This is a genomic window from Streptomyces sp. V4I23 (genome assembly GCF_030817975.1).
Taxonomy (GTDB): Bacteria; Actinomycetota; Actinomycetes; order Streptomycetales; family Streptomycetaceae; genus Streptomyces.
In genome coordinates, this window is sequence record NZ_JAUSZW010000004.1 from 3,667,108 (window position 1) to 3,686,531 (window position 19,424).

Here is a 19,424-nt window from a genome sequence, read left to right on the forward strand (position 1 = left end):
CACGACGGCCCCTGCCGGTCGACCGGGACGTCGCCTCCCGGACACCGTCCGTTGACAGCCTGCGCTGGTGTCGTCCCTCCGTCTCCCCGTCGGCCGAGCCGTCGACTTCCGCCACTGTCAGCTGCTCGGGCTCATCGGCTCGACGGCGCTCGCGGCGGGCGGCGTGGGTGCCGGAGCACTGCCCGTGCGGGAGGTGCTCGCTCCGGACTCGGGGGCGGCCGCACTCGGCCTGGTCGGCGCGTACTTCGGGCTCGTCGTCCTGATAGCGGCATGGGCCCTGGTGGGCCGGGCGGTGCGCGGACCACGGCCGCCCGGGCGGCGCGACCTGCTGGTCACGCTCGTGCTGTGGGCGGCACCGCTCGTGGTGGCGCCGCCCCTGTTCAGCAGGGACGTCTACAGCTACCTGGCGCAGGGCGCGATGGTCGACGCACGACTCGACGTGTACACCCACGGCCCCTCCCGCCTCGGCGGTCCGCTCACGGCCGAGGTGGCACCGCTGTGGCGGGACACCCCGGCCCCGTACGGCCCGGTCTTCCTGGCCCTCGCCTCGGCCATAGCCGGGTCCGCGGACTTCGGCACGTTCTCGGCGGACCGGCTGACCGGCGGTGTGCTCGGCATGCGCCTGGTCGCGCTGCTCGGGGTGGCCCTGATGACGCTGTGCCTGCCGCGCCTGGCCCGGTACTGCGGAACCGATCCGGCCGTCGCGCTCTGGCTCGGCGCGCTCAACCCGCTGGTGCTCCTGCATCTCGTCGGCGGCGCACACAACGACGCCGTCATGATCGGACTGCTGGGCGCCGGACTGGTCGCCGCCCTCGGCCGCAGGCCGGTCGCGGCGGTCGTCCTGATCACCCTCGCCGCCCTGGTGAAGGCCCCGGCCGCGCTCGGGCTGGTCGCCGCGGTCGTGCTGTGGGCCCGGCAGCCGCCCTGGGCCCGCGCGCCGTGGCCGTCCTCCACCCTCGCGGCGCTGTGCGTGTGCGCGGCCACCACCGCGGTGACCACCGCGCTCGTCGGCACCGGATACGGCTGGCTCGCCGCGCTCGACACCCCTGTGTCCCCGGAGAACTGGTCCCTGACCTCGACCCTCGGCCGGATGACCACCGCAGTGCTGACCGACGCGGGCAGCGGGCTCGCGGAGCTCGCCCGTCATGCGGTACCCGCCTGGCACCTGCTCGGCCTCGCGGCCACGGCCCTGGCCGTCCTTCTCGCCTGGCGCCGCCATCATCTGCTGCGCCCGGTCCACGCGCTGGGCCTCAGTCTGACGGCCGTGGCCCTCCTCGGGCCCGCGATACGGCCCTGGTACGTGCTGTGGGGCGTGTTCCTGATCGCCGCCGCCGGCCCGGGAAGGCCGCTGCGCCGGGCGGCCGCCGCCGCCAGCGGAGTCCTCGCTCTGGCCGTGCTGCCGAGCGGATTCGCCCCCGACGCCACGCAGTTGGCGCTCGCCGTCGGCGGCGGGCTGCTCGCGCTGACGGCGCTGTGGGGCGCACATCGGTTCGCCCACCGGCCTGTTGGGAGTACGGCATGACACAACTGGAGACGACGGAGAGCGCCTGGCAATGGCCGGTGACCACGCGCGGGCGGCTGCTCCTGGTCGCCGGACTGGCCGCCGCCGTCCTGCTGTTCCTCGCGACGGTCCCACTGCACCGTGACTGGTTCGACCTGGGCGTCTACTACGGGGCCGTGCACCACTGGACGGACGGCGGCGCTCTCTACGACTACCTGGTTCCGGGCACGCACTACGGCTTCACGTATCCGCCCTTCGCGGCGGTGTGCATGCTGCCGATGACACTGACCGGCTGGCAGAGCGCCGTGGCGCTGAGCGTGCTGTTCAACGCGGCCGCCGCGGCCGTGATCCTGCACTGGACAGCCGGCCCCCTCGTCCGCCGGGAGGGCTGGACGCCCTGGTACGCCCTCGCCCTCGCGGGCTGCGCCTTCGCCCTGCTGGAACCGGTCCGCGACACCGTCAGCTTCGGCCAGGTCAACCTGCTCCTGCTCGCGCTCGTGCTCGCCGACGCCCGGCTGCTCGCCGGCGGCCGCGCCTCGCGGTACGCGGGCGTCGGCACCGGCCTGGCCGCCGCGATCAAGCTCACCCCGGCCGTCTTCATCCTCCACCTGTTCCTCACCGGCCGGCCGCGCGCCGCCGCCACGGCCACGGCCGTCGCGCTCGGGGCCACCGGGATCACCGCGTGGGCGGCGCCGGACGCCTCCCGCGTCTACTGGACCGAGGCGCTGTGGGACACCGACCGCGTCGGCGCGCTCGCGTACGTCTCCAACCAGTCCTGGCAGGGCCTGGTGGCGCGCCTCTTTGACCCGGCCGAACCGAGCCGGACCGTATGGGCGCTCGGGGTCGTCGCGCTGCTGGCCGTCTGGGCCGTACGCGTGCGCAGGGCGAACGCCGCCCATGATCACGCCGGGGCCTTCGCCCTGACCGGCGTCCTCGCCTGCCTCATCAGCCCGGTCACCTGGGTCCACCACCTGGTCTGGCTGGCCCCCGCCCTCGTGGTGCTGGCCGACGCGGCCCTGCGCGCGCCGGACGGGCCGGACCGCAGCCGGCTGCTGACCTGCTCCGTGACGCTGCCAGTGGTGCTGAGCAGCAGTGTGGTGTGGCTGTGGAGCAGGGACTCGTCCGGACTCGACGGCTTCCTGGGAGGCAACGCGTACGTCTGGATCTCGCTCGGGCTGCTCTTCGCCCTGCCGCTGCGCACGTCGCCGGCCCCATGCGTCCCGGTCGGCGACCGACCGCCGCTCCCCGGGTCCTGAACGGTCTGCAACGATGGGCCTATGCGCGCACGCTACGGGATGCCCATGAAAATCACCGCAGGAATCACGGCAGTCGGCGCGGCCGGCCTCGCCTACGCCGCCGGGTTCGAAGCCCGTTCCTTCCGGCTCCGCCGGATCACCGTGCCGGTCCTGCCGCGCGGGATGCGGCCGCTGCGCGTCCTCCAGGTCTCCGACGTCCACATGGTGAGCGGCCAGCGCAAGAAGCGCGCCTGGCTGCAGTCCCTGGCCGGCCTGCGCCCCGACTTCGTCGTGAACACCGGGGACAACCTCTCCGACCCGGAGGGCGTGCCGGAGGTGATGGACGCGCTCGGCCCGCTGATGGAGTACCCCGGCGTGTACGTCTTCGGCTCCAACGACTACTACGGCCCGAAGCTGCGCAACCCCGCCCGCTACCTCCTGGAGAAGGCCCAGGGCCGCCACGGCCTGAACGGCAACGCCCCGGCGGTCGGCGCGGTCCACAATCCGTGGGAGCAGCTGCGCGACGGCTTCGACGCGGCGGGCTGGCTGGACCTGACGAACACGCGGGGCCGCCTGAAGCTGGAGGGCTACGAGATCGCCTTCACGGGCCTGGACGACCCGCACATCAAGCGCGACCGGTACGAGCTGGTCGCGGGGGGCCCGGAGAAGGACGCCGACCTGTCGCTGGCGGTGGTGCACGCCCCCTACCTGCGCAGTTTGGACGCGTTCACGTCCGACGGCTACCCGCTGATCCTGGCGGGACACACCCACGGCGGCCAGCTGTGCATCCCGTTCTACGGCGCCCTGGTCACCAACTGCGACCTGGACACGGACCGGGTGAAGGGCCTGTCCACGCACACGGCGGAGGGCAGCACCGCCTACCTCCACGTCTCGGCGGGCTGCGGCACGAACCGCTACACCCCGGTCCGCTTCGCCTGCCCCCCGGAGGCGACGCTGCTGACGCTGACCCCGAGGGACTGACCCCGGAGTCGACCGTGCCTCCGCCCCTCTGGCCTGCGGAGGGGGCCGCCCGGGGGCCGGCGAAAACCGGATTTCGTCTCAGGGCGCGGGTGGGCTAAAGTAAACGATGTCGCCGGGACAGTGGGCGACATCGGGGTGTAGCGCAGCTTGGCAGCGCGCTTCGTTCGGGACGAAGAGGTCGTGGGTTCAAATCCCGCCACCCCGACAGCCGAAATACCAGGTCAGGTCCGGTGCTGAGAGATCAGCGCCGGGCCTGATTTGCTTTGTGGCCCTGTTTTGGGAGCCGTTTGGGAGCCAACTGGGTGTGATCTTCGAGATCCGGCTCCCAGTGGCTCCCGAGGAGCGGCCTTCTGCACCTCTCAGCGCGGGCGTACGCATCGCGCCCCGAATGAGTCACTGCACGGCTTGTGCCGAGGAGACCCGAGACGGTACGACGATCGCCATGCACCCTTGGTCTCCGTTAAATGACCGGCAACTCGCACTCCTCACCCGTATCGGGGGCGGAACCGACCCCGTCACGTCGGACCGCCCCGAGCTCGCCGTCACGGCTCGCGCGCTCAGGGACCGGGGCTTGGTGACCATGCCCCGGAAGAAGGGGAGGTGGCAGGCGGAGATCACTGACGCGGGGCGCTTCTATCTGGAGCACGGGCATCATCCCGACCGTCCGGAGTTGGCTCCGCGCAAGCCTCGCGTGGCGGCGTCTGAAGCCGGGGTGCCGGTGGCCTCTGGTCCGTCGCAGGATGCCGATCCTCCGACGGAGACGAAGCCCGCCCCGAAACGGGCTGTGAAACCTCCTCGCCCGGCGCCGGCGGCTGTCGGGCCGGCGCTCATCGCGCAGGTGCAGGAGGCCGGACGATTCCTTCGGATCCCGGACCCCGACGCGGAGGAACGGGCTCGGTATCGGAGGGCGTTCGACGCGGCGCGGCAGTGCGCTCCGGAGGGGTACCACCTGAAGTACAGCGGGCGGGCGAAGGGCGACTTCTTCCTTGGCCTGCTCCGGGTGTCCGGCGAGGACGACACCGAGTGGAACCGGATCCGTCTGGCGCGCAGCCGTGTGATCACCGACGTCGAGGACGTGCTCGCCGCGGTCACCAAGGACCACAGCGCCTTCGAGATCTCCGAGGAAGTCCTGCCGAGGGTACTGGCGCTGATCCGGCTGCTCGCCGAGCAGGCTCTCGCGAGGTACGGCGAGATCGCGGTGTCCAAGAAGCGCAGGCAGCCGAGGCCGCTGCTGACGGTCCACGGCAGGACGTACGAGGTCGGCTTCCGTGAGCGGCAGAAGCAGGTCCGGTACGTCCCCAAGCAGCCGGGTCGGCGCACGTACGACTGGCAGCGGGTCACGCCGGCCCACAAGTTCGAGCCGTCCGGCGAACTGGAGCTGCTGGTCAGCGAGAACTCGGGTTACAGCTACAACTACGGCTGGAAGAAAGAATGGGCCGACACGGCCAAGAAGCCGCTGGAGGAGCAGATCGCCTCAATCTTCCGGACGTTGAAGGCACGCGCGGAGGAGCAGGAGCAGGCCCGGCTGGAACGAGAGGCGGAGCAACGGCGTCTGCGAGAGGAGCGGGAGCGCCAGGAGGCCGAGCGCCGGCGGCTGGAGGCGGAGCGTGAGGAGCGCGAGCGGCGGGAGTGGGAGGCTGCGGTGAGTGCGGCTTCGGTCAAGGCGGTTCACGCGGTAAGGGCCGAGCACTTCGGCACGGCCCTGGAGCAGTGGCGGGCCGCGGGTGAGATCCGGGCATTCTGCGCCGCTCTGGACGAAGTCGCCGCCGCGTCGGAAGATGCCCTCGAAGCTGAGAGGCTGCGGGCGTGGTCGGCTTGGGGGAACGCGGAGGCCGATCAGCTCGACCCCACGACGAATGGCAAGGGTCTGGCCGCCCGTGACTTCAACGTGGAGCCGACGAAGAAGCAGCTGCGACCGTTCCTCGACGGCTGGCGGCCGGACTGGCCGGAGAAGGAGCCTCCGGCTCAGCCAACGCCTCCGAAGCCGGAGCCAGACCCGTGGCGCGGCGTCATCGACGCACATCAGGATCAAGGGTGGCGATATGGACGCCAAGGTCGCGCTCAATGGTGGAGGCGATGACGCCGTGACCTCGGTCGCGTAGGGCCTTGACCGCCTTGTCGACGAGTTCTCCGAGCCGGATGACCTCGGCGCGCAGGGCTACCAACTCGTCGTAGCGGTCGGCCTTGTCTTCGCCGCACCAGGCCCGGACGGTTCGCAGGACAGCTGCCTCTGCGTCCAGCTTCCGGTCGTCCCGTCGGCTGTAGGAGTACCAGGAGGACTGGGCACGCTCCTGCTCGATGCCCTGCTGCTTGCGGTCCACCTCCGGAAGGATCTCGTCGGCGAGGCGGCCGGCGATCTGACGGGCGACGCGCTCGGTGACCGGCCACCCAGCCAGGCACATGCCGTGGCGGTTCTCGTACACCATGGCGTCGCCGCGGAGTTCAGCTGCGTCCATGCCGATGAGCGGTGCCGTCCCGTCGAGGCGGCTCAGCTCCAGGACCCCGGCGTCGGCCACCGTTCGGCGCAGGCGGAGCCTGTTCTTCGGACGGACGAAGCCGAGAATCATGCGGGCGGCCTCGAAATCCGTGCTGCCCCGGACGTGGCGAGAGGACTCCGCCAGCGCCAGCTCCGCCGCGTCATCCGCGCGGAACGTATCGACATCCGCCCACGGTGCTACGAGAGAGCCGGAACTGACCCACTCCTGCAGGCCAGCGGCATCACCTTCGAGGAACCGCACGTGAACCCAGCCAGACCTGTCAGGGCCGCCCACTCGAACGACCTCCACCTGGCGCACCGCGCTACCCAGATCCTTCGGCCTCGGGCGGTACGCCCAGTGCTCGCCAATCTCCATGTGCCTATTGAGCCAGGTCTGTTGGACCCATCACTGGGCGTTTGCCATAACTACCAGCGCAAGCTCCTCATCACCAAGTTGACGCCGCTCTGCGAAGCACCGCGCGAAATAGCTTCCCGACAGGGACGCAAGGAGGCACAGCAGCACGTCCGGCCATCCGCGCTGCCCCCCGTAGCGTTTCTCGCCGGACGACGCTCCCTCCACGTACGAGACTCAGTGGCTCGTCGACCAGTTCACCGGTCGGGGACTTCGTCGCGCCCCACCTGGAACTCATGACCCTCCTCCGGAGAGACCCTCACACATAGTCACAGAATGGTCACGAGGTGGAATATGCGGGTGATCAAGTGGCTGATCACCAAGAAAATGTCACTCTACGTTTGCCGGGAATATCCGGCGCCCTGTGTGCTGGGGAGCCTCAGGGGCGGAGGGGGTGGGGAATGACTACTAACCGTTTCAATCCGCCGCCGGGTTGGCCTGTGCCACCCGCGGGATGGATGCCGCCGCCGGACTGGCGGCCCGACCCCTCGTGGCCCCCGATGCCGGAGGGATGGCAGTTGTGGGTTCCTGGGGTCGACTCTGCCACCGCGGCGCTCGCCGTCGGTCCTGCCACAGGCTCTACGGTGCCAGCTGCGGCTGCTCCCGGGAGCGCGACGGCGGTGCCGGCTCCTCGGAAGGGCGGGTTGTTCGGGCGGCGTCGTTCGGATGCTGTGTCCGAGGCCGAAGAGCTGCGGGCGTGGATCGCAAGGACACAGGGGCTGGATGCCGCGGGGGTCGCGGGTCTCGTACGGCAGGTCGAGGCGGAGGCCGCTGCGCTGCGTGAGGCTGCGTCCGCCCAAGTCGTCGAGGAGGCCGAGGAGATCCTGAAGGACGCGCGAGAGACGGCGAAGGAGATTCTCGGCGACGCGCGCCGGACGGCAAAGGAGACCGAGCGGGTCCGCAAGGAGGCCGACCGGCACCGCAAGGACGTCTTCGACGCCGAGCGGCGGCTTGCCGAGCTGCAGGGCCGGATCGTCAACGCCGACGAGACCGCCATGCTGCAGGAGGCAGGGATCTATGCCTACCGGCATGCGCTGCACGACGCGATCGCCTACCGCAGCAGGCTCGACACGCTGCAGAACGAGATCAAGGCGCTCGCCCGTGCGGGCCACGCCGTCCAGGCAGCCACGGACTGGACGGTCAACGGCTCCAAACGCGAGGGTCAGAAGATGGTCCGCGACTTCTCCAAGCTCATGCTGCGCGCCTACAACGCCGAAGCCGACTACGCCGTGCGGTCCATGCGGCCGCACCGGCTGAGCTCCCTCGTCGACCGGCTCTTCAAGAGCCGCGAAACGATCGCCCGGCTCGGTGCCACCATGCACATCCGGATCACCGACGAGTACCACAACGCGCGCGTAAGGGAGTTGGAACTCACCGCCGACTTCCTGCAGAAGAAGGAAGAGGAGAAGGAGGCCCAGCGCGAGGTACGCGCCCGGGAGCGTGAGGAGGCGGCGGTCCAGCGGGAACTCGACCGGCAGCGCGAGAAGCTGAACAAGGAACTCGGCCACTATCAGTCAGCACTTGACCGCCTGCGCGAGCGCGGTGACGAGGCGGGTGTGGCGGAGATGGAGGCCAAACTGGCCGAGATCGAGAATGCTCTGCAGGACGTCGAGTCCCGCACGGCGAACGTCCGCGCCGGCTATGTGTACGTCATCTCGAACATCGGCGCCTTCGGCGATCGTATGGTGAAGATCGGCATGACGCGTAGGCTCGAACCTCTGGAGCGTGTCTACGAGTTGAGTGGCGCGGCTGTGCCCTTCCGTTTCGATGTGCACGCGCTGATCTTCAGCAAGGACGCGGTCGGCCTGGAGACGGAACTCCACCGGCAGTTCGCCTCCCAGCGGGTCAACCAGGTCAACAGTCGGAAGGAGTTCTTCTACGCCACCCCGGCGGAGGTGCGCGACGCGCTGCAACGGTTCGCCGGACAGCATCTGATCGAGTTCACCGAGGAACCCCAGGCGCTGGAATGGCGGGCCGGCAGGCGCACGGGTGAAGCCGACGTGCCTGCCGCAGGCGCAGGAGGAGTTGCCGCCCGGACAACGTGATGTGCGTCGAAGCATCACTACGATCGCTGTCATGGATTGGCTGGAGCGTGCCGCGAACCTGAGGCAGTGGAGTCGGGACGGTGTGCGGGCGCCGCACAAGCCGTTGCTGCTGCTGTACGCGCTGGGCCGTTTTCAGGCGGATGCCGCGGACGAGTTGCCGTACAGCGCGGTGGAGTCGGATCTGAAGCAACTGCTGGTGGAGTACGGTCCGCCGCGCGGGACCACGCCCGCCTATCCCTTCCACCACCTGGTCAGCGACGGGGTGTGGGAAGTGCGGACCGAGCACGGCGCCGGCAGCCCAGGCACCGGGGTGCGGGAACTGCGGGCCAGCCGGGCCACTGGGCGGCTGGCGCCGGACCTTCAGGTGGCGCTCCGGCGGGAACCGTCGCTGCTGGGCCGCATGGCAAGGGTGCTGCTGGATCTGCACTTCCCAGCGTCGCTGCACCAGGACCTGTGCAACGCGGTGGGCCTGGAACTGGAACTGGCGGAGACCGACGCGCTGGCAGCGCCCGAGAGGCGGCAGCGGGACCGCCGGATGCGGGAGATGGTGCTGACCGCGTACGAGTACCAGTGCGCCTTCTGCGGCTACGACGGCATGATCGGCACGGCGCCCGTCGGGTTGGAGGCAGCACACGTGCGCTGGTGGGCGTTCGACGGCCCGGACGACGTCGACAACGGACTGTGCCTGTGCTCGCTGCACCACAAACTCTTCGACAAGGGCGTCCTCGGCATAGGCGACGGCCACCGCATCCTGGTCTCGCACCAATTCGTCGGCCGCAGTCAGGCTGCCCGCGAGCATGTCACCGCACTCGCGGGCCGTCCGCTCATAGGCCCTCAACCCGGCCTGCCGCCCATCTCGGCAGCCCACCGCTCCTGGCACACCAGCCAGGTCTTCCACGGCAGCCCACGCCCGGCCGCCGCCTGACCTGGAGTTCAATGTGGGATTCCATGGACGGGGCCGCCAAGCATCCCTGATCGCTCCTCATGCTGCTTTCACCGCTCGCATGCGGCTCCCAGTCCGTCGCCTCAGGCAACGCTCGGCCCCCCCCCGCCCGGTCGAAGTGCGGGAGGCGATCCACGCGTGGCCAGGGCCTCGACCATGTTCTGGTCGAGGCCCTCTCACCGCATCGTATGCACCCTCGTCTTCGGCTACTCCACCGCTTCACGGCGCGCTCGCAACAGCGTGTCGAGGACACTCACCGGCGAGCGTGGGCTCATTGTCAAGCGGGCATCGAGCGCTGCCTCCCACTGCTCGGTTAGGCCAGCCATGAGGCGCTTGCGCATGCCGGGGGTGACGTGGGCATAGCGCGCCGATACAGAGCCGTCGATGTGGCCCATGCGGTCGTCCATGAGGACCTTCTCGGTGCCGAGGTCTTCCATCACGGTCCGGTGGGTGTGGCGGAGGCCGTGGGGTGTGAGGCCCTTGGCGATCGGGAGCCAGCAGGCGTCGGCCCGGTCGCTGGCGCCGCGTCCTCGGGCTGGGACGCCGGGCCATGGCTCGCCGAGCAGTGGTACGGGGCGGGCTTCCTGTGGCGCCTTCTTCGGGTACCAGCCGGAGACCGCTGGGGTGAACAGCCACGTCGCGAAGCCGTTTCGGCGCCAGTGGGCTGCGTGCTCCGACACCGTGCCGCCGCGCACGAACCCCAGGTCCGCGATGGCCTGCTCCACGCTCATCCGCGTGGCTTCGGTGACGCGGTCGGGGTGGTTGAGGACGTTGGACACCGTGCCCGTGGAGACTTCGGCACGGCGTGCGACGTCGACGAGCTTCGCGCCCTGGTGGCCGCCGGTGCGGGCCGCGCCCTGTCCCCGGAAGACGTAGGTCTTGCCGTGACACGGGCAGGGTTTCGGCTTCGTACGGGCGACATGGTTGGCGACCAGGGCCGACAGCCAGTCCATCGCGTAGATGGTGCGGTAGCTGTCGTCCTTGGGCGGGCAGCGCACGAGCTCGCCGGTGTCGAGTTCGTACAGCTGCCATTCGACGCGGATGGAGCCGGGGCGGGCGAACTGCGTCTCCAGGCCGACGATTTCGCCCCAGCGCATGCCGGTGTACCCCTTGAGGACGACGGCGACGAACTCGTCGTCGCGGCCGGAGAGCAGGGCGGCCCGTTCGGCGGTCATCAGGATGCCGAGCGGGTCGGTGACGACCTTCTCCGGGCCGCGGTCGCGGGAGCGGCCGGCGCGCTTGCCGCGTCCGCGCCGTCGGGCGGCCGGGTTGGACGTGATCAGCCCCTCGTCGATCGCGTCCTCGAAGATCAGGTGGAGCGTCGAGCGCCAGGTCTTGACGCTGGAGGCCGCGTACGCGGCCTTCTCCTTCTTCTCCCACAGGTCGACGTCCGTGCGCAGGATGCCGGCGAGCGCCTTGTCCTCGAAGTCGGGGAGCAGGTGCTCCTCGATGTGGCGTTTGTAGTTCTGCATGGTCGAGGCGGCCAGGTCCTGGGCCTCGTACCAGCGGTTCGCGTACTCGCCGAAGGTCTCCTGGCCGAGTGCCGGGTCGCGCCAGTCGCCCCGTCGGTACTTGTTCTCGGCCTCGCTCGCGGCGCGCTGAGCCTCGCCCTTGGTGGCGAACCGGATCGCTTTGCCGTTGTCGTCGACCACCGTGAGGTGCTTGCCGGGCGCGGTCTTGTACCGGCCGCGCCAGTAGTTTCCGCGCTTCTCCGCGAAACCCAACTTCCGTCTTCCTCCCCGGCTCTTGGCTTGTGACTGGCGCTGGCGCGCTACGCGACGGTCTCGTACTGGGTACGGCGCGGCGGTCGAGCCCGCAGACGCCCTGTCGTCGGAGCCGTAGTCGGCCCGGGAGGCCGGGCGGCACGAGTTCGTGCAGCGGGAGGACTTGTCGCTTCCAGACTGGCCGTCGCGCTGCTGATAGATCGCTTCGGGCGCTCTTCGTGGAGGCGGACGATCTCGGCGAGGTGCGCGGCGGTGAAGCGGTAGGCGCGGCCGACGCGGGTGTGCGGGATGAGTCCGCGTCGGGCCCGGTCCTTGACCCACCAGGCGGAACAGCCGAGGGCTTCGGCGATTTCTTCGGGGCGGTAGAGACGGGGCAAGGGGGCTCCGCCCTCGGTGCCGGGAAGGCGTCGTACGAGGGCAGGGGGTATGTCGGAGTGGTGCAAGAAGGGCGGGTCCTTACGGGGTGGGAGCGTGCTCGGTCAGCGGCGCTGGGCGGGCCTCGTCACGTGGCGGTCGGCCTCTGCAGCAGCACGAGAGGCGAGACAAGGAGGGCTTCGGAGATCACGACGAGGTCGTCTGCATCACATCGTCGTTGGGCGCGTTCGATGCGGGACAGCATGGTGTTGGGCATCGGGTGGCCGAGGGCGGTGACGCGGTCGGCCAACTGGCGTTGTGACAAGCCGCGTTCGGTTCGGAGGATTTCGATGGTGCGGGCCGCCTGAATTCCTGCGGGTCCGACTTCCAGTGGGCGTGGGGGCATGGCTCCAATTGAAAGGTGCATTCGCCGGTTTGGGTAACCGGCGATCGTGGTCTATGTTGCGCTCGCGTCGTTCGCCGAGATGCGTTTCCCGGGGGTCGGGAAGGAGTGCGGAACAGTGTGCCGATCATGGCTTTGACGTGGGGTGTTGTGTTGTAGCTTCCCCGTCTGCGGCTCGTCAACGGCTTGCCGATGTGGTGCTTCTGGCTCTGCAGTCCGGGCAACTATTTGGTCAACAGCGGATCGTGCATTACGGTTTTACTCCCGCCCGCCACCGAGCCCCATTTCTCGCGGCCTTTCTGCCGTGAGAGATTGCGCCGGATAGGGCTGGACTTGCGCGACTGGGGTGTGGCTATGTTGACGACACCCCCGGAAACGCAATCGCTTCCCGGCGCGCGTCCGCGCCAACACCCCCTCGAATCCCGCCCCGACCGACGGTGAGCCGTGATGTCCACGCACAGGCCACCGAGTGAGGACCGCCCCGCACTTGGCACGAATCCGCACCATCAAGCCCGAAGCCTTCGTCTCCGAGTCCCTGGCCGTCGTCTCCCTGACCGCCGAGCGCACCTTCCTCGGCCTACTCACCCAGGCCGACGACCAGGGCCGCAACCGCGACCATGCCGCGATCATGGCCGGGCAGCTGTGGGTGCTGCGCCCCGAGCACACCCCGTCCGATGTCGAGACGGACCTCGCCCAGCTCGCCGACGCCGGACTGATCTGCCGCTACAAGGGACCGGATCACAAGCGGTACCTGCACGTCGTGACCTGGCACCAGCATCAGAAGATCAACCGGCCGAGCAAGAGCCGCCTCCCGGGCTGCCCGATTCACGAGGCTTCGGTCGCGTCGGCTCCTGCCGTGAGCGCCGGTGTCACGGAGTACTCGCTGCCGCCTGACGCAGTCCTCACTGAGGGCTCCGGCGAGGTCCGGGAGTCCGCACTGAATCCGGGGCTCGAATGCGAAGTCGCAGGTCAGGAGCGCCTCACGGAGTCCTCCGTGAGGGATCAGGGAGCGGTCGGTGAGGCAGCAGTGACGTCTCACCGACCGGATCTAGGACCTAGGTGTACTCGGTCATGACGTTGGTGACAGTCGGCTGATCGGTGGCTGGCCGCCGAGCGCGGTGTGTCGGCGGCCAGTGTTGTAGAACTCGAGCCAGGGCGCGAGTGCTCGGGCGCGTTGGGCGTTGCTGGTGAAGACCTTCCGGTAGGCCCATTCGGTCTGCATGGTTCGGTTGAAGCGTTCGACCTTTCCGTTGGTCCACGGACAGTGGGGGCGGGTGAACTTCTGCCGTGCGCCGAGTGCTTGGCAGGCTGCCTGGAAGTCGTGCGAAAGCCGGTAGCTCTTGGCGTTGTCGGTCATGACCCGCTCGATGCGGGTGATGCCGTGGGCGTGGAAGTGCGCGGCTGCGCGGGTGAGGAAGCCCGCGCAGGTGGCGCCCTTCTCGTCGGGGAGGATCTCGGCGTAGGCGAGGCGGGAGTGGTCGTCGACGGCCGCGTGGACGTAGTCGTAGCCCAGGCCCCGGAGGGATGCTGGTCGTTCGCCGCGGCCGTGGGCGCGGTGGCCGCCGCCGGCCGGGATCTTTCCGAGCTTCTTGACGTCGACATGGATCATGTCGCCGGGCCGGGTGTGTTCGTAGCGCCGGCCGCTGGCCCTGGTGGCTCGGATCACTTGGCCGGTCAGCGGGTCGCAGGCGGCGAGCGGTGGCATCCGATGGCGTTGGAGGATCCGGCTTACGGTTCGGGCGGGGACGCCGGTGTGATCGGCCAGGGCGTCCGGTCCGCGTCGCAGGGTGCGGCGGGCCTTGAGCACGCGGCGTTCGACCGCCGCGTGCTCAAGGCCCGCCGCGGCCGTGGGCGCGGTGGCCGCCGCCGGCCGGGATCTTTCCGAGCTTCTTGACGTCGACATGGATCATGTCGCCGGGCCGGGTGTGTTCGTAGCGCCGGCCGCTGGCCCTGGTGGCTCGGATCACTTGGCCGGTCAGCGGGTCGCAGGCGGCGAGCGGTGGCATCCGATGGCGTTGGAGGATCCGGCTTACGGTTCGGGCGGGGACGCCGGTGTGATCGGCCAGGGCGTCCGGTCCGCGTCGCAGGGTGCGGCGGGCCTTGAGCACGCGGCGTTCGACCGCCGCGGGTGTGCGGGTGGGGCGGCGGTGAGGGCTGCTGCTGCGGTCCTGCAGCCCGCTCCAGCCCTCGGCGCGGTAGCGGTTCACCCAGCGGTGGGCGCACTGACGGGAGACGCCGAGTTCCTTCGCGACGTGAGCGACCGGACGCCCGTCGAGGACGACACGGCGCACCAGCAGGCATCTGCCGTGAAAGGTCAGCCGGGCATTAGCGTGGGGCACCAGGACCTCCGAGGTGAGTGAAGACGGCTATCTCCGCTACGCCCGGAGGTCCTTCCTTGATCAACTACCGACGGCAACGTGTCACCAACGTGTCGGCCGAGTACACCTAGGACCGTGGATCTAGGAGATATCCCTTCGGGGGGCGCAAGCGCCCACGCGCCCGACACCGTCTCAGCCAAGCAGCTCCTTGGCGAGTACGTCGCCGCGTGCAATCACCGCCCGCCGGGCGCCTTCCTGAACCATCTCGGCGGTCAGGTGCGCAAGCTGCTCGACGAGGGCATCGCTCCCGCCCATCTCCGGGCCGCCCTCGAACGCCATCGGGTCAAGGGCCTGTCCCCGGGCGTCCTGCCCAGCCTGGTCCACGAGGTCATGAACGCCGCATCCTCTGCCCCGCCCGCCGCCCACCGGGCGTGGACGAACCCCACCGACGTCGTCGCCGCCTACGGAGATGAGCTCTGACCGCCACCCTCACCCGCGCACCCCAGCCCGTCGGCGCGATCACCGACCGGCTCAACACGATCCTCGCCAACCGCGGCATCGACCCCACCTCCGCTGCCGCCCACGAACCGGCGCCCGAGACCGTCACCGCCCTGGAACTCGCCGACGCCCGCATCCCCGCCCGCTACCGCCGCGCCCTGGCCGACCACCCCCAGATCACCGCCTGGGCCGACCAGATCGCCCGCGCCGGACGCCCCGGCCCGACCGGGCCCGGTATCGCCGAGGGCCCGTCGCTGCTGATCGCCGGCCCCACCGGCACCGGCAAGACCCACCAGGCGTACGGCGCCGTACGCGCCCTCCTCACCCGAGGGGTCCGCCTACGCTGGGAGGCCACCACCTCCGCCGATCTCCACGCGCGGCTCCGTCCCCGCTCCGGCCACGACGGCGAACGGGAACTGCAGACACTGGCCCGCTGCCCGCTGCTGCTCCTGGACGACCTGGGAGCGGCCAAGACCAGCGAATGGACCGAGGAGCTCACCTACCGGCTGATCAACCACCGGTACGAGCACATGCTCCCCACCCTCATCACCACCAACCTCCCCACCGCCGAGCTGCGCACCGCGCTCGGCGACCGCGTCGCCTCCCGGCTCTCAGAGATGACCGAGCGGGTCATCCTCACCGGGCCCGATCGACGCCGCACCGCGCCCGCCGCCTGAACGACGCGCGCTCCCTCCTCACCCGCCCCGCCCGTCCGTGCTTCCGCATGCCCTCGAACGCGCGGACCCTTTGGAGAGCCTCTGCATGACACCTGGCACCACCACACTCATCAACGCCAACGACCTCGGCATGCCCGCCTTGCCGCACTGGCTCCCAGCGCCTGCAGCCATGTCCGCCCTATTCGTCGTCGCATTGTCCGCCGCATGGTTCCTGCGGCGGTACCTACGGAAGCCGAATGCTGGACAGCGCCGTAGAACCGCCGCGATCCCGGTCGCCGCCGTCGCCGCGATCGGCTGCACCGCCTACAGCGCGGACACCAGCTGGCGCTTCGCCGCGGACTACCTCGACATGGGCAGCACCATCGAGCGCGCCGCGATGTTCGCCGCCGCTGAACTCGCCCTCTTCGCCACCGCACTCATGGCCCGGCAGAACCTCAACGGCCCGAAACAGGCGCCCGGCGCGCCCGGCACCCTCACCTGGGTAATCACCGGCGTGCAGATCGTGCCTGCCTACGCCGAGTCCGGCCTGGTCGGCGGAACCGTGCGTGCTGTCGTCGGCCCGGTCCTGGCGGCCGTGCTCTGGCACTTGGCCATGGGCATCGAACTGCGCCACCGCAGCCCGCACGCCGACTCCCGCAGCCTGACCGCCGTCCTCACCCGACAGGCACGCGAACGGCTGCTGGCTCGTCTGGGGATTACCGACCAGGACGCGGATGCCGCCCGGATCATCCGCGACCGCGCCCTCGACCGGGCCGTCACTCTGATCCTCCGGGCAGAGATCATGCCGCCCGACAAGCGCACCAAGTGGCGAGGCCGGCGCCTCACCCGCCGCCTGCACCAGGCTCTGGAGCAGGCTGATGTCGACCGCGACGAACGCCAGGACGAGCTGCTGCTGCGCAAGCTCGCCACCCGCCAACAGGTCACTGCCCTGACCTCCAAGCCATTGCCCGCGCGCTGGCCCGAACCCGCGGCGCGTACGAGAGGCGGCTCCGCGACGGCCCGCCCGCGGACCACGGCAAGAGAGCGGGCAGAAATTTTGGGCCGCCCGCCCTCCCAGGTCGCGGGCGATGACTCCGCCGACCGGGCAGCCCGTCCCCAGCTCGAAAACCGCCCGCGACAGCCCGTCCACACCACCGTCGGCCCGGAACGAGAACCGGGCGATGAACTGCCGGGCAGCGACCAAAGCCCGGCCTGGCGGGCGGAGTCGAAGCGCCCGGGCTCCAAAGCGCGCGCGACACGGGACCTCCTCCACAAGTACGCCCGTGACCTCTACCGCGAGCACGGACGTCTCTCCCGTGACCTGCTGGAGGAAGCCGTACGCAAGGACGGCTACAGCGTGGCCAGCGACACCGCCGGCGAGGTGGTCCGCACCGTCAAGGCCGAGCTGCCGACGGCGCCCGTCGGCCACCCGCACTGAGACCACCCCCAACGCCCAAGGAAAACCACTCAATGCACGACTCGCACAGCGAACTCCCCACTCCACAGGAGGAGATGATCACCGGCCTCGACAGCGCAGCAAGCAATGGCGATGGACCGTCCATAGGCCGGTCCATCGCGGACCCCTCCGCCCCGGGGGTGGCGGAGGAGCAGCTCCGGCACGAGGGCGTGCCGGAACAGGAGCGAGTGGTCGCCGGCGAGCAGCCGCGCGATCCCTCCGTTGGGACCACGCAGCGTGCGCCGTACCGCCGCGCGAACCTCGACGCGCAGCGTTCCGAGCACGTCACCGCGCGCTTCGCGCCGCACGAGAAGCACGACATCCAGTCGTCGGCGAAGGCCGCTCACGTGACCATGGCCCGCTACATTGCCGACGCCACCATGGCTCGTGTCCGCGGTGAGATCACCGTCGCTGCCGAGCGCACGGTCTACGACGATGCGGTCGATGAGCTCGCCGCTATGCGGGCGCAGATCGCCCGGATCGGCAACAACGTCAACCAGATTGCCCGCCGCCTCAATGCGGACGGCGATCCACACCCTGTGGACTCCGCGATCCTTCACCGGGCGGACCGTCTGCTCGCCACCGCCCACGACACGGTCCGGGCGATCGACGACGCCGCCTTCCGGGCAGCCGGGCAGAAGTGGGCGGTCTGAGGTGATCGCGAACATCGTCAAGCCGGGCAACCACACCTACGGTGTGCTGGCCTACCTCTTCGACAAAGGCCGCGCCAACGAACACACCGACCAGCACATCGTCGCCTCCTGGGACGACTTCGTCCCCGACCCCGGCCCCTGGGACAGCCCTGGCCACAAGCAACGGCTCGGCCAGCTCACCCAGGCCCTGGATCTGCGGGTCAAGCAAGCCGGCGACAAGGCACCTGAGGGACACGTGTGGCACTGCTCGATCCGCGCCGCGCCCGAGGACCGCATCCTTACCGACGCCGAGTGGGCCACCATCGCCCGGCGCGTGTTGCACGCGACTGGCATCGCACCCGATGGCGATCCGGACGGCTGCCAGTGGGTTGCTGTGCGTCACGCGGAGGACCACGTCCACATCGTCGCCACCAAGGTGCGCGGTGATCTGCGCCCGCCGCGGAACTGGCACGACTACCGCCGCGCCATGAACGAACTCAGCGCCGTCGAGGAGGACTTCGGCCTCACCCGGGTTGGACGTGGTCCCGAAGCTGCTGCTGGCACCTCGGCGGTGAAGCGCTCCACCCGGGCCGAGGAGGAGAAGGCCAAGCGACGGGGCCACGACAAGACCGCGCGTGAGCGGCTGCGGCACATCGTGCGTACCGCGCTGTCCCACGCGAAGGATCTGGAGGAGTTCTTCAACCTGCTCGCCGATGCCGGCCTTCAGGTCGAGACCCGCACGCTGCCCTCCGGCGACCTCGGCGGCTACAAGGTCGCCCTGTCCGACGACGGCACGCCCATCTGGTTCTCCGTCTCCAGCCTCGCCACCGACCTGTCCCTCCCTCAGATCCGACAGCGCCTGGCTGCCACCGAGGCACAGCCCACCGCAACGCCAACGGCTCGCCAGCACCGCCCCAGCCCGTGGCACGTGGCCACCGCTGCCGCCGAACGCATCCCCCACCACCTCGCCCGCGCCGACGACGGCGCTGTCCAGGCCCACCTGACCGTCTTGGGCGAAGTCCTCTACGCGATGCCCGCCCATGCTCCTGTCCGGCTCCAGGCCGAACTCCACCGTGCGGCTGCCGCCTTCGAACACGCCGCCCACACCCGCGCCCGCGCCGACCACCAGCACGCCCGCGCACTGCGGGGCGCGCTCAAGGCCATGCGCTACCAGCCCGCGGACCACACCGGGCTCGCCATGCTCTTGGACGCCGCCATCCTCGTCGTCCTCGCAGTCCAGCGCCACAGCGCACTGCACCACCACGACCGACAGGTGGCCGCCGCCCGCCAGACACTCACCCACCTGCAAGCCGCCTACGACCAGATAGCCCCCATCAGCCTCGCCGAACTCGCCAGGCACCATCCCTTTGACAACACAGCACAGCGGTACGCCCGCACCCTGCAGGAGGTCCTGCCCCGCCACGCCGAACAGATCCTCACCGAAGACGCCTGGCCCGCCCTCACCGCCACCCTCGCCGCCGCCGAAGCCGCTGGCCACAACCCGGCCACCGTCCTCCAGCAGGCAGCCCAGCACCGCCCCTTGGATGACGCCAAGTCAGCATCCGAAGTCCTCGTCTGGCGCATCCAACGCCTCGGCGACCGGCACGTACCCGGCCCAGGCGCACGAACCGCGCAGGCCCGCCGCCTTCGCACTCAGACCGATCCTGGTCTCCCGGGCGCCTACACGCCGCCCACATCCCGCCCCGGACAGTCCCGCTGAGCATGACCCCCTGAAGCGGAGGCGACGAGGAACGACACCACGCGCAGCCACGGACCCGTACGAAGCGACG

16 protein-coding genes, 1 tRNA gene and 2 pseudogenes are annotated in these 19,424 nt (G+C 70.1%); 13 read left to right on the forward strand and 6 right to left on the reverse strand.

The annotated features are described in order from the left end of the window. Positions 1 to 67 precede the first annotated feature (67 nt). The 5 genes from mptB to QFZ82_RS18860 all read left to right on the forward strand — a co-directional run bounded on the left by mptB (position 68) and on the right by QFZ82_RS18860 (position 5,797). Complete coding sequence (gene mptB / locus QFZ82_RS18840; RefSeq protein WP_307714281.1) at positions 68 to 1,522, forward strand: polyprenol phosphomannose-dependent alpha 1,6 mannosyltransferase MptB; 1,455 nt, start codon at positions 68 to 70, stop codon at positions 1,520 to 1,522. Next, positions 1,519 to 2,757: a glycosyltransferase 87 family protein gene (locus QFZ82_RS18845; RefSeq protein ID WP_307714282.1), complete on the forward strand. Its 1,239-nt coding sequence runs from the start codon at positions 1,519 to 1,521 to the stop codon at positions 2,755 to 2,757. Before mptB ends, QFZ82_RS18845 begins: the two co-directional genes overlap by 4 nt. Positions 2,758 to 2,778: 21 nt before the next feature. After that, a complete protein-coding gene (locus tag QFZ82_RS18850) occupies positions 2,779 to 3,717 on the forward strand; it encodes a metallophosphoesterase (RefSeq protein ID WP_307714283.1) in 939 nt (312 codons plus the stop codon). Positions 3,718 to 3,848: 131 nt separating this feature from the next. Next, positions 3,849 to 3,922: transfer RNA gene (locus QFZ82_RS18855), tRNA-Pro, on the forward strand. Between the two features lie 99 nt (positions 3,923 to 4,021). Beyond that, positions 4,022 to 5,797, forward strand: a complete 1,776-nt coding sequence (locus QFZ82_RS18860) for a PE-PGRS family protein (protein WP_307714284.1) — start codon at positions 4,022 to 4,024, stop codon at positions 5,795 to 5,797. On the opposite strand, the gene QFZ82_RS18865 is transcribed toward QFZ82_RS18860, so the two are convergent. Further along, positions 5,727 to 6,569 (reverse strand): PE-PGRS family protein, encoded by an 843-nt coding sequence (locus tag QFZ82_RS18865; RefSeq protein WP_307714285.1) that lies wholly within the window; start codon positions 6,567 to 6,569, stop codon positions 5,727 to 5,729. The two genes, QFZ82_RS18860 and QFZ82_RS18865, sit on opposite strands and share 71 nt — an antisense overlap. A 707-nt stretch (positions 6,570 to 7,276) precedes the next feature. Here QFZ82_RS18865 and QFZ82_RS18870 point away from each other — a divergent pair. Both QFZ82_RS18870 and QFZ82_RS18875 read left to right on the forward strand, forming a co-directional pair. Continuing rightward, positions 7,277 to 8,650, forward strand: coding sequence for a DUF4041 domain-containing protein (locus tag QFZ82_RS18870; RefSeq protein WP_307714286.1), 1,374 nt, complete (start codon positions 7,277 to 7,279; stop codon positions 8,648 to 8,650). Between the two features lie 31 nt (positions 8,651 to 8,681). Next, a complete protein-coding gene (locus QFZ82_RS18875; protein ID WP_307714287.1) occupies positions 8,682 to 9,575 on the forward strand; it encodes a phosphorothioated DNA-binding restriction endonuclease in 894 nt (297 codons plus the stop codon). Positions 9,576 to 9,799: 224 nt separating this feature from the next. Here QFZ82_RS18875 and QFZ82_RS18880 read toward each other — a convergent pair whose 3' ends face one another. The 3 genes from QFZ82_RS18880 to QFZ82_RS18890 form a co-directional block, all read right to left on the reverse strand. Next, positions 9,800 to 11,317 carry a LacI family DNA-binding transcriptional regulator gene (locus tag QFZ82_RS18880; RefSeq protein WP_307714288.1) on the reverse strand — a complete coding sequence of 506 codons (1,518 nt, stop codon included), beginning with the start codon at positions 11,315 to 11,317 and terminating at the stop codon, positions 9,800 to 9,802. A gap of 47 nt (positions 11,318 to 11,364) precedes the next feature. After that, entirely contained in the window at positions 11,365 to 11,745 is a 381-nt protein-coding gene (locus tag QFZ82_RS18885) for a helix-turn-helix domain-containing protein (RefSeq protein ID WP_307717766.1), read from the reverse strand. A 74-nt stretch (positions 11,746 to 11,819) separates the two neighbouring features. Continuing rightward, positions 11,820 to 12,077 (reverse strand): helix-turn-helix domain-containing protein, encoded by a 258-nt coding sequence (locus tag QFZ82_RS18890; protein ID WP_307714289.1) that lies wholly within the window; start codon positions 12,075 to 12,077, stop codon positions 11,820 to 11,822. 484 nt (positions 12,078 to 12,561) lie between these two features. Here QFZ82_RS18890 and QFZ82_RS18895 point away from each other — a divergent pair. Further along, a pseudogene (locus QFZ82_RS18895) lies at positions 12,562 to 13,134 on the forward strand (hypothetical protein); the annotation flags it as partial. 9 nt (positions 13,135 to 13,143) lie between these two features. Here the strand turns inward: QFZ82_RS18895 and QFZ82_RS18900 are convergent. Together QFZ82_RS18900 and QFZ82_RS18905 are read right to left on the reverse strand one after the other, a co-directional pair. Continuing rightward, positions 13,144 to 13,950: pseudogene (locus QFZ82_RS18900) on the reverse strand (IS481 family transposase); the annotation flags it as partial. After that, positions 13,904 to 14,413 carry a leucine zipper domain-containing protein gene (locus QFZ82_RS18905; RefSeq protein ID WP_373429300.1) on the reverse strand — a complete coding sequence of 170 codons (510 nt, stop codon included), beginning with the start codon at positions 14,411 to 14,413 and terminating at the stop codon, positions 13,904 to 13,906. The pseudogene QFZ82_RS18900 and the gene QFZ82_RS18905, both read right to left, overlap by 47 nt. A gap of 114 nt (positions 14,414 to 14,527) precedes the next feature. On the opposite strand from QFZ82_RS18905, the gene QFZ82_RS18910 reads away from it, so the two are divergent. The 5 genes from QFZ82_RS18910 to QFZ82_RS18930 all read left to right on the forward strand — a co-directional run bounded on the left by QFZ82_RS18910 (position 14,528) and on the right by QFZ82_RS18930 (position 19,354). Next, the gene (locus tag QFZ82_RS18910) at positions 14,528 to 14,872 is read left to right on the forward strand and encodes a hypothetical protein (RefSeq protein WP_373429301.1); all 345 of its coding nucleotides are present in this window, start codon (positions 14,528 to 14,530) and stop codon (positions 14,870 to 14,872) included. Continuing rightward, positions 14,869 to 15,567 (forward strand): ATP-binding protein, encoded by a 699-nt coding sequence (locus QFZ82_RS18915; protein ID WP_307717767.1) that lies wholly within the window; start codon positions 14,869 to 14,871, stop codon positions 15,565 to 15,567. The genes QFZ82_RS18910 and QFZ82_RS18915 overlap by 4 nt, the downstream gene beginning before the upstream one ends. A gap of 85 nt (positions 15,568 to 15,652) precedes the next feature. Continuing rightward, positions 15,653 to 16,984, forward strand: a complete 1,332-nt coding sequence (locus QFZ82_RS18920) for a hypothetical protein (protein WP_307714291.1) — start codon at positions 15,653 to 15,655, stop codon at positions 16,982 to 16,984. A gap of 32 nt (positions 16,985 to 17,016) precedes the next feature. Further along, the gene (gene mobC, locus QFZ82_RS18925; RefSeq protein ID WP_307714292.1) at positions 17,017 to 17,655 is read left to right on the forward strand and encodes a plasmid mobilization relaxosome protein MobC; all 639 of its coding nucleotides are present in this window, start codon (positions 17,017 to 17,019) and stop codon (positions 17,653 to 17,655) included. A 1-nt stretch (position 17,656) separates the two neighbouring features. After that, positions 17,657 to 19,354, forward strand: a complete 1,698-nt coding sequence (locus QFZ82_RS18930; RefSeq protein WP_307714293.1) for a relaxase/mobilization nuclease domain-containing protein — start codon at positions 17,657 to 17,659, stop codon at positions 19,352 to 19,354. Positions 19,355 to 19,424: the final 70 nt, after the last annotated feature.

Coding starts and splice junctions, on each gene's coding strand:
- QFZ82_RS18890 (WP_307714289.1), bottom strand. CDS start 12,077: ATGCCCCCACGCCCACTGGAAGTCGGACCCGCAGGAATTCAGGCGGCC.
- QFZ82_RS18850 (WP_307714283.1), top strand. CDS start 2,779: ATGCGCGCACGCTACGGGATGCCCATGAAAATCACCGCAGGAATCACG.
- QFZ82_RS18845 (WP_307714282.1), top strand. CDS start 1,519: ATGACACAACTGGAGACGACGGAGAGCGCCTGGCAATGGCCGGTGACC.
- QFZ82_RS18920 (WP_307714291.1), top strand. CDS start 15,653: ATGACACCTGGCACCACCACACTCATCAACGCCAACGACCTCGGCATG.
- QFZ82_RS18875 (WP_307714287.1), top strand. CDS start 8,682: ATGGATTGGCTGGAGCGTGCCGCGAACCTGAGGCAGTGGAGTCGGGAC.
- mobC (WP_307714292.1), top strand. CDS start 17,017: ATGCACGACTCGCACAGCGAACTCCCCACTCCACAGGAGGAGATGATC.
- QFZ82_RS18865 (WP_307714285.1), bottom strand. CDS start 6,569: ATGGAGATTGGCGAGCACTGGGCGTACCGCCCGAGGCCGAAGGATCTG.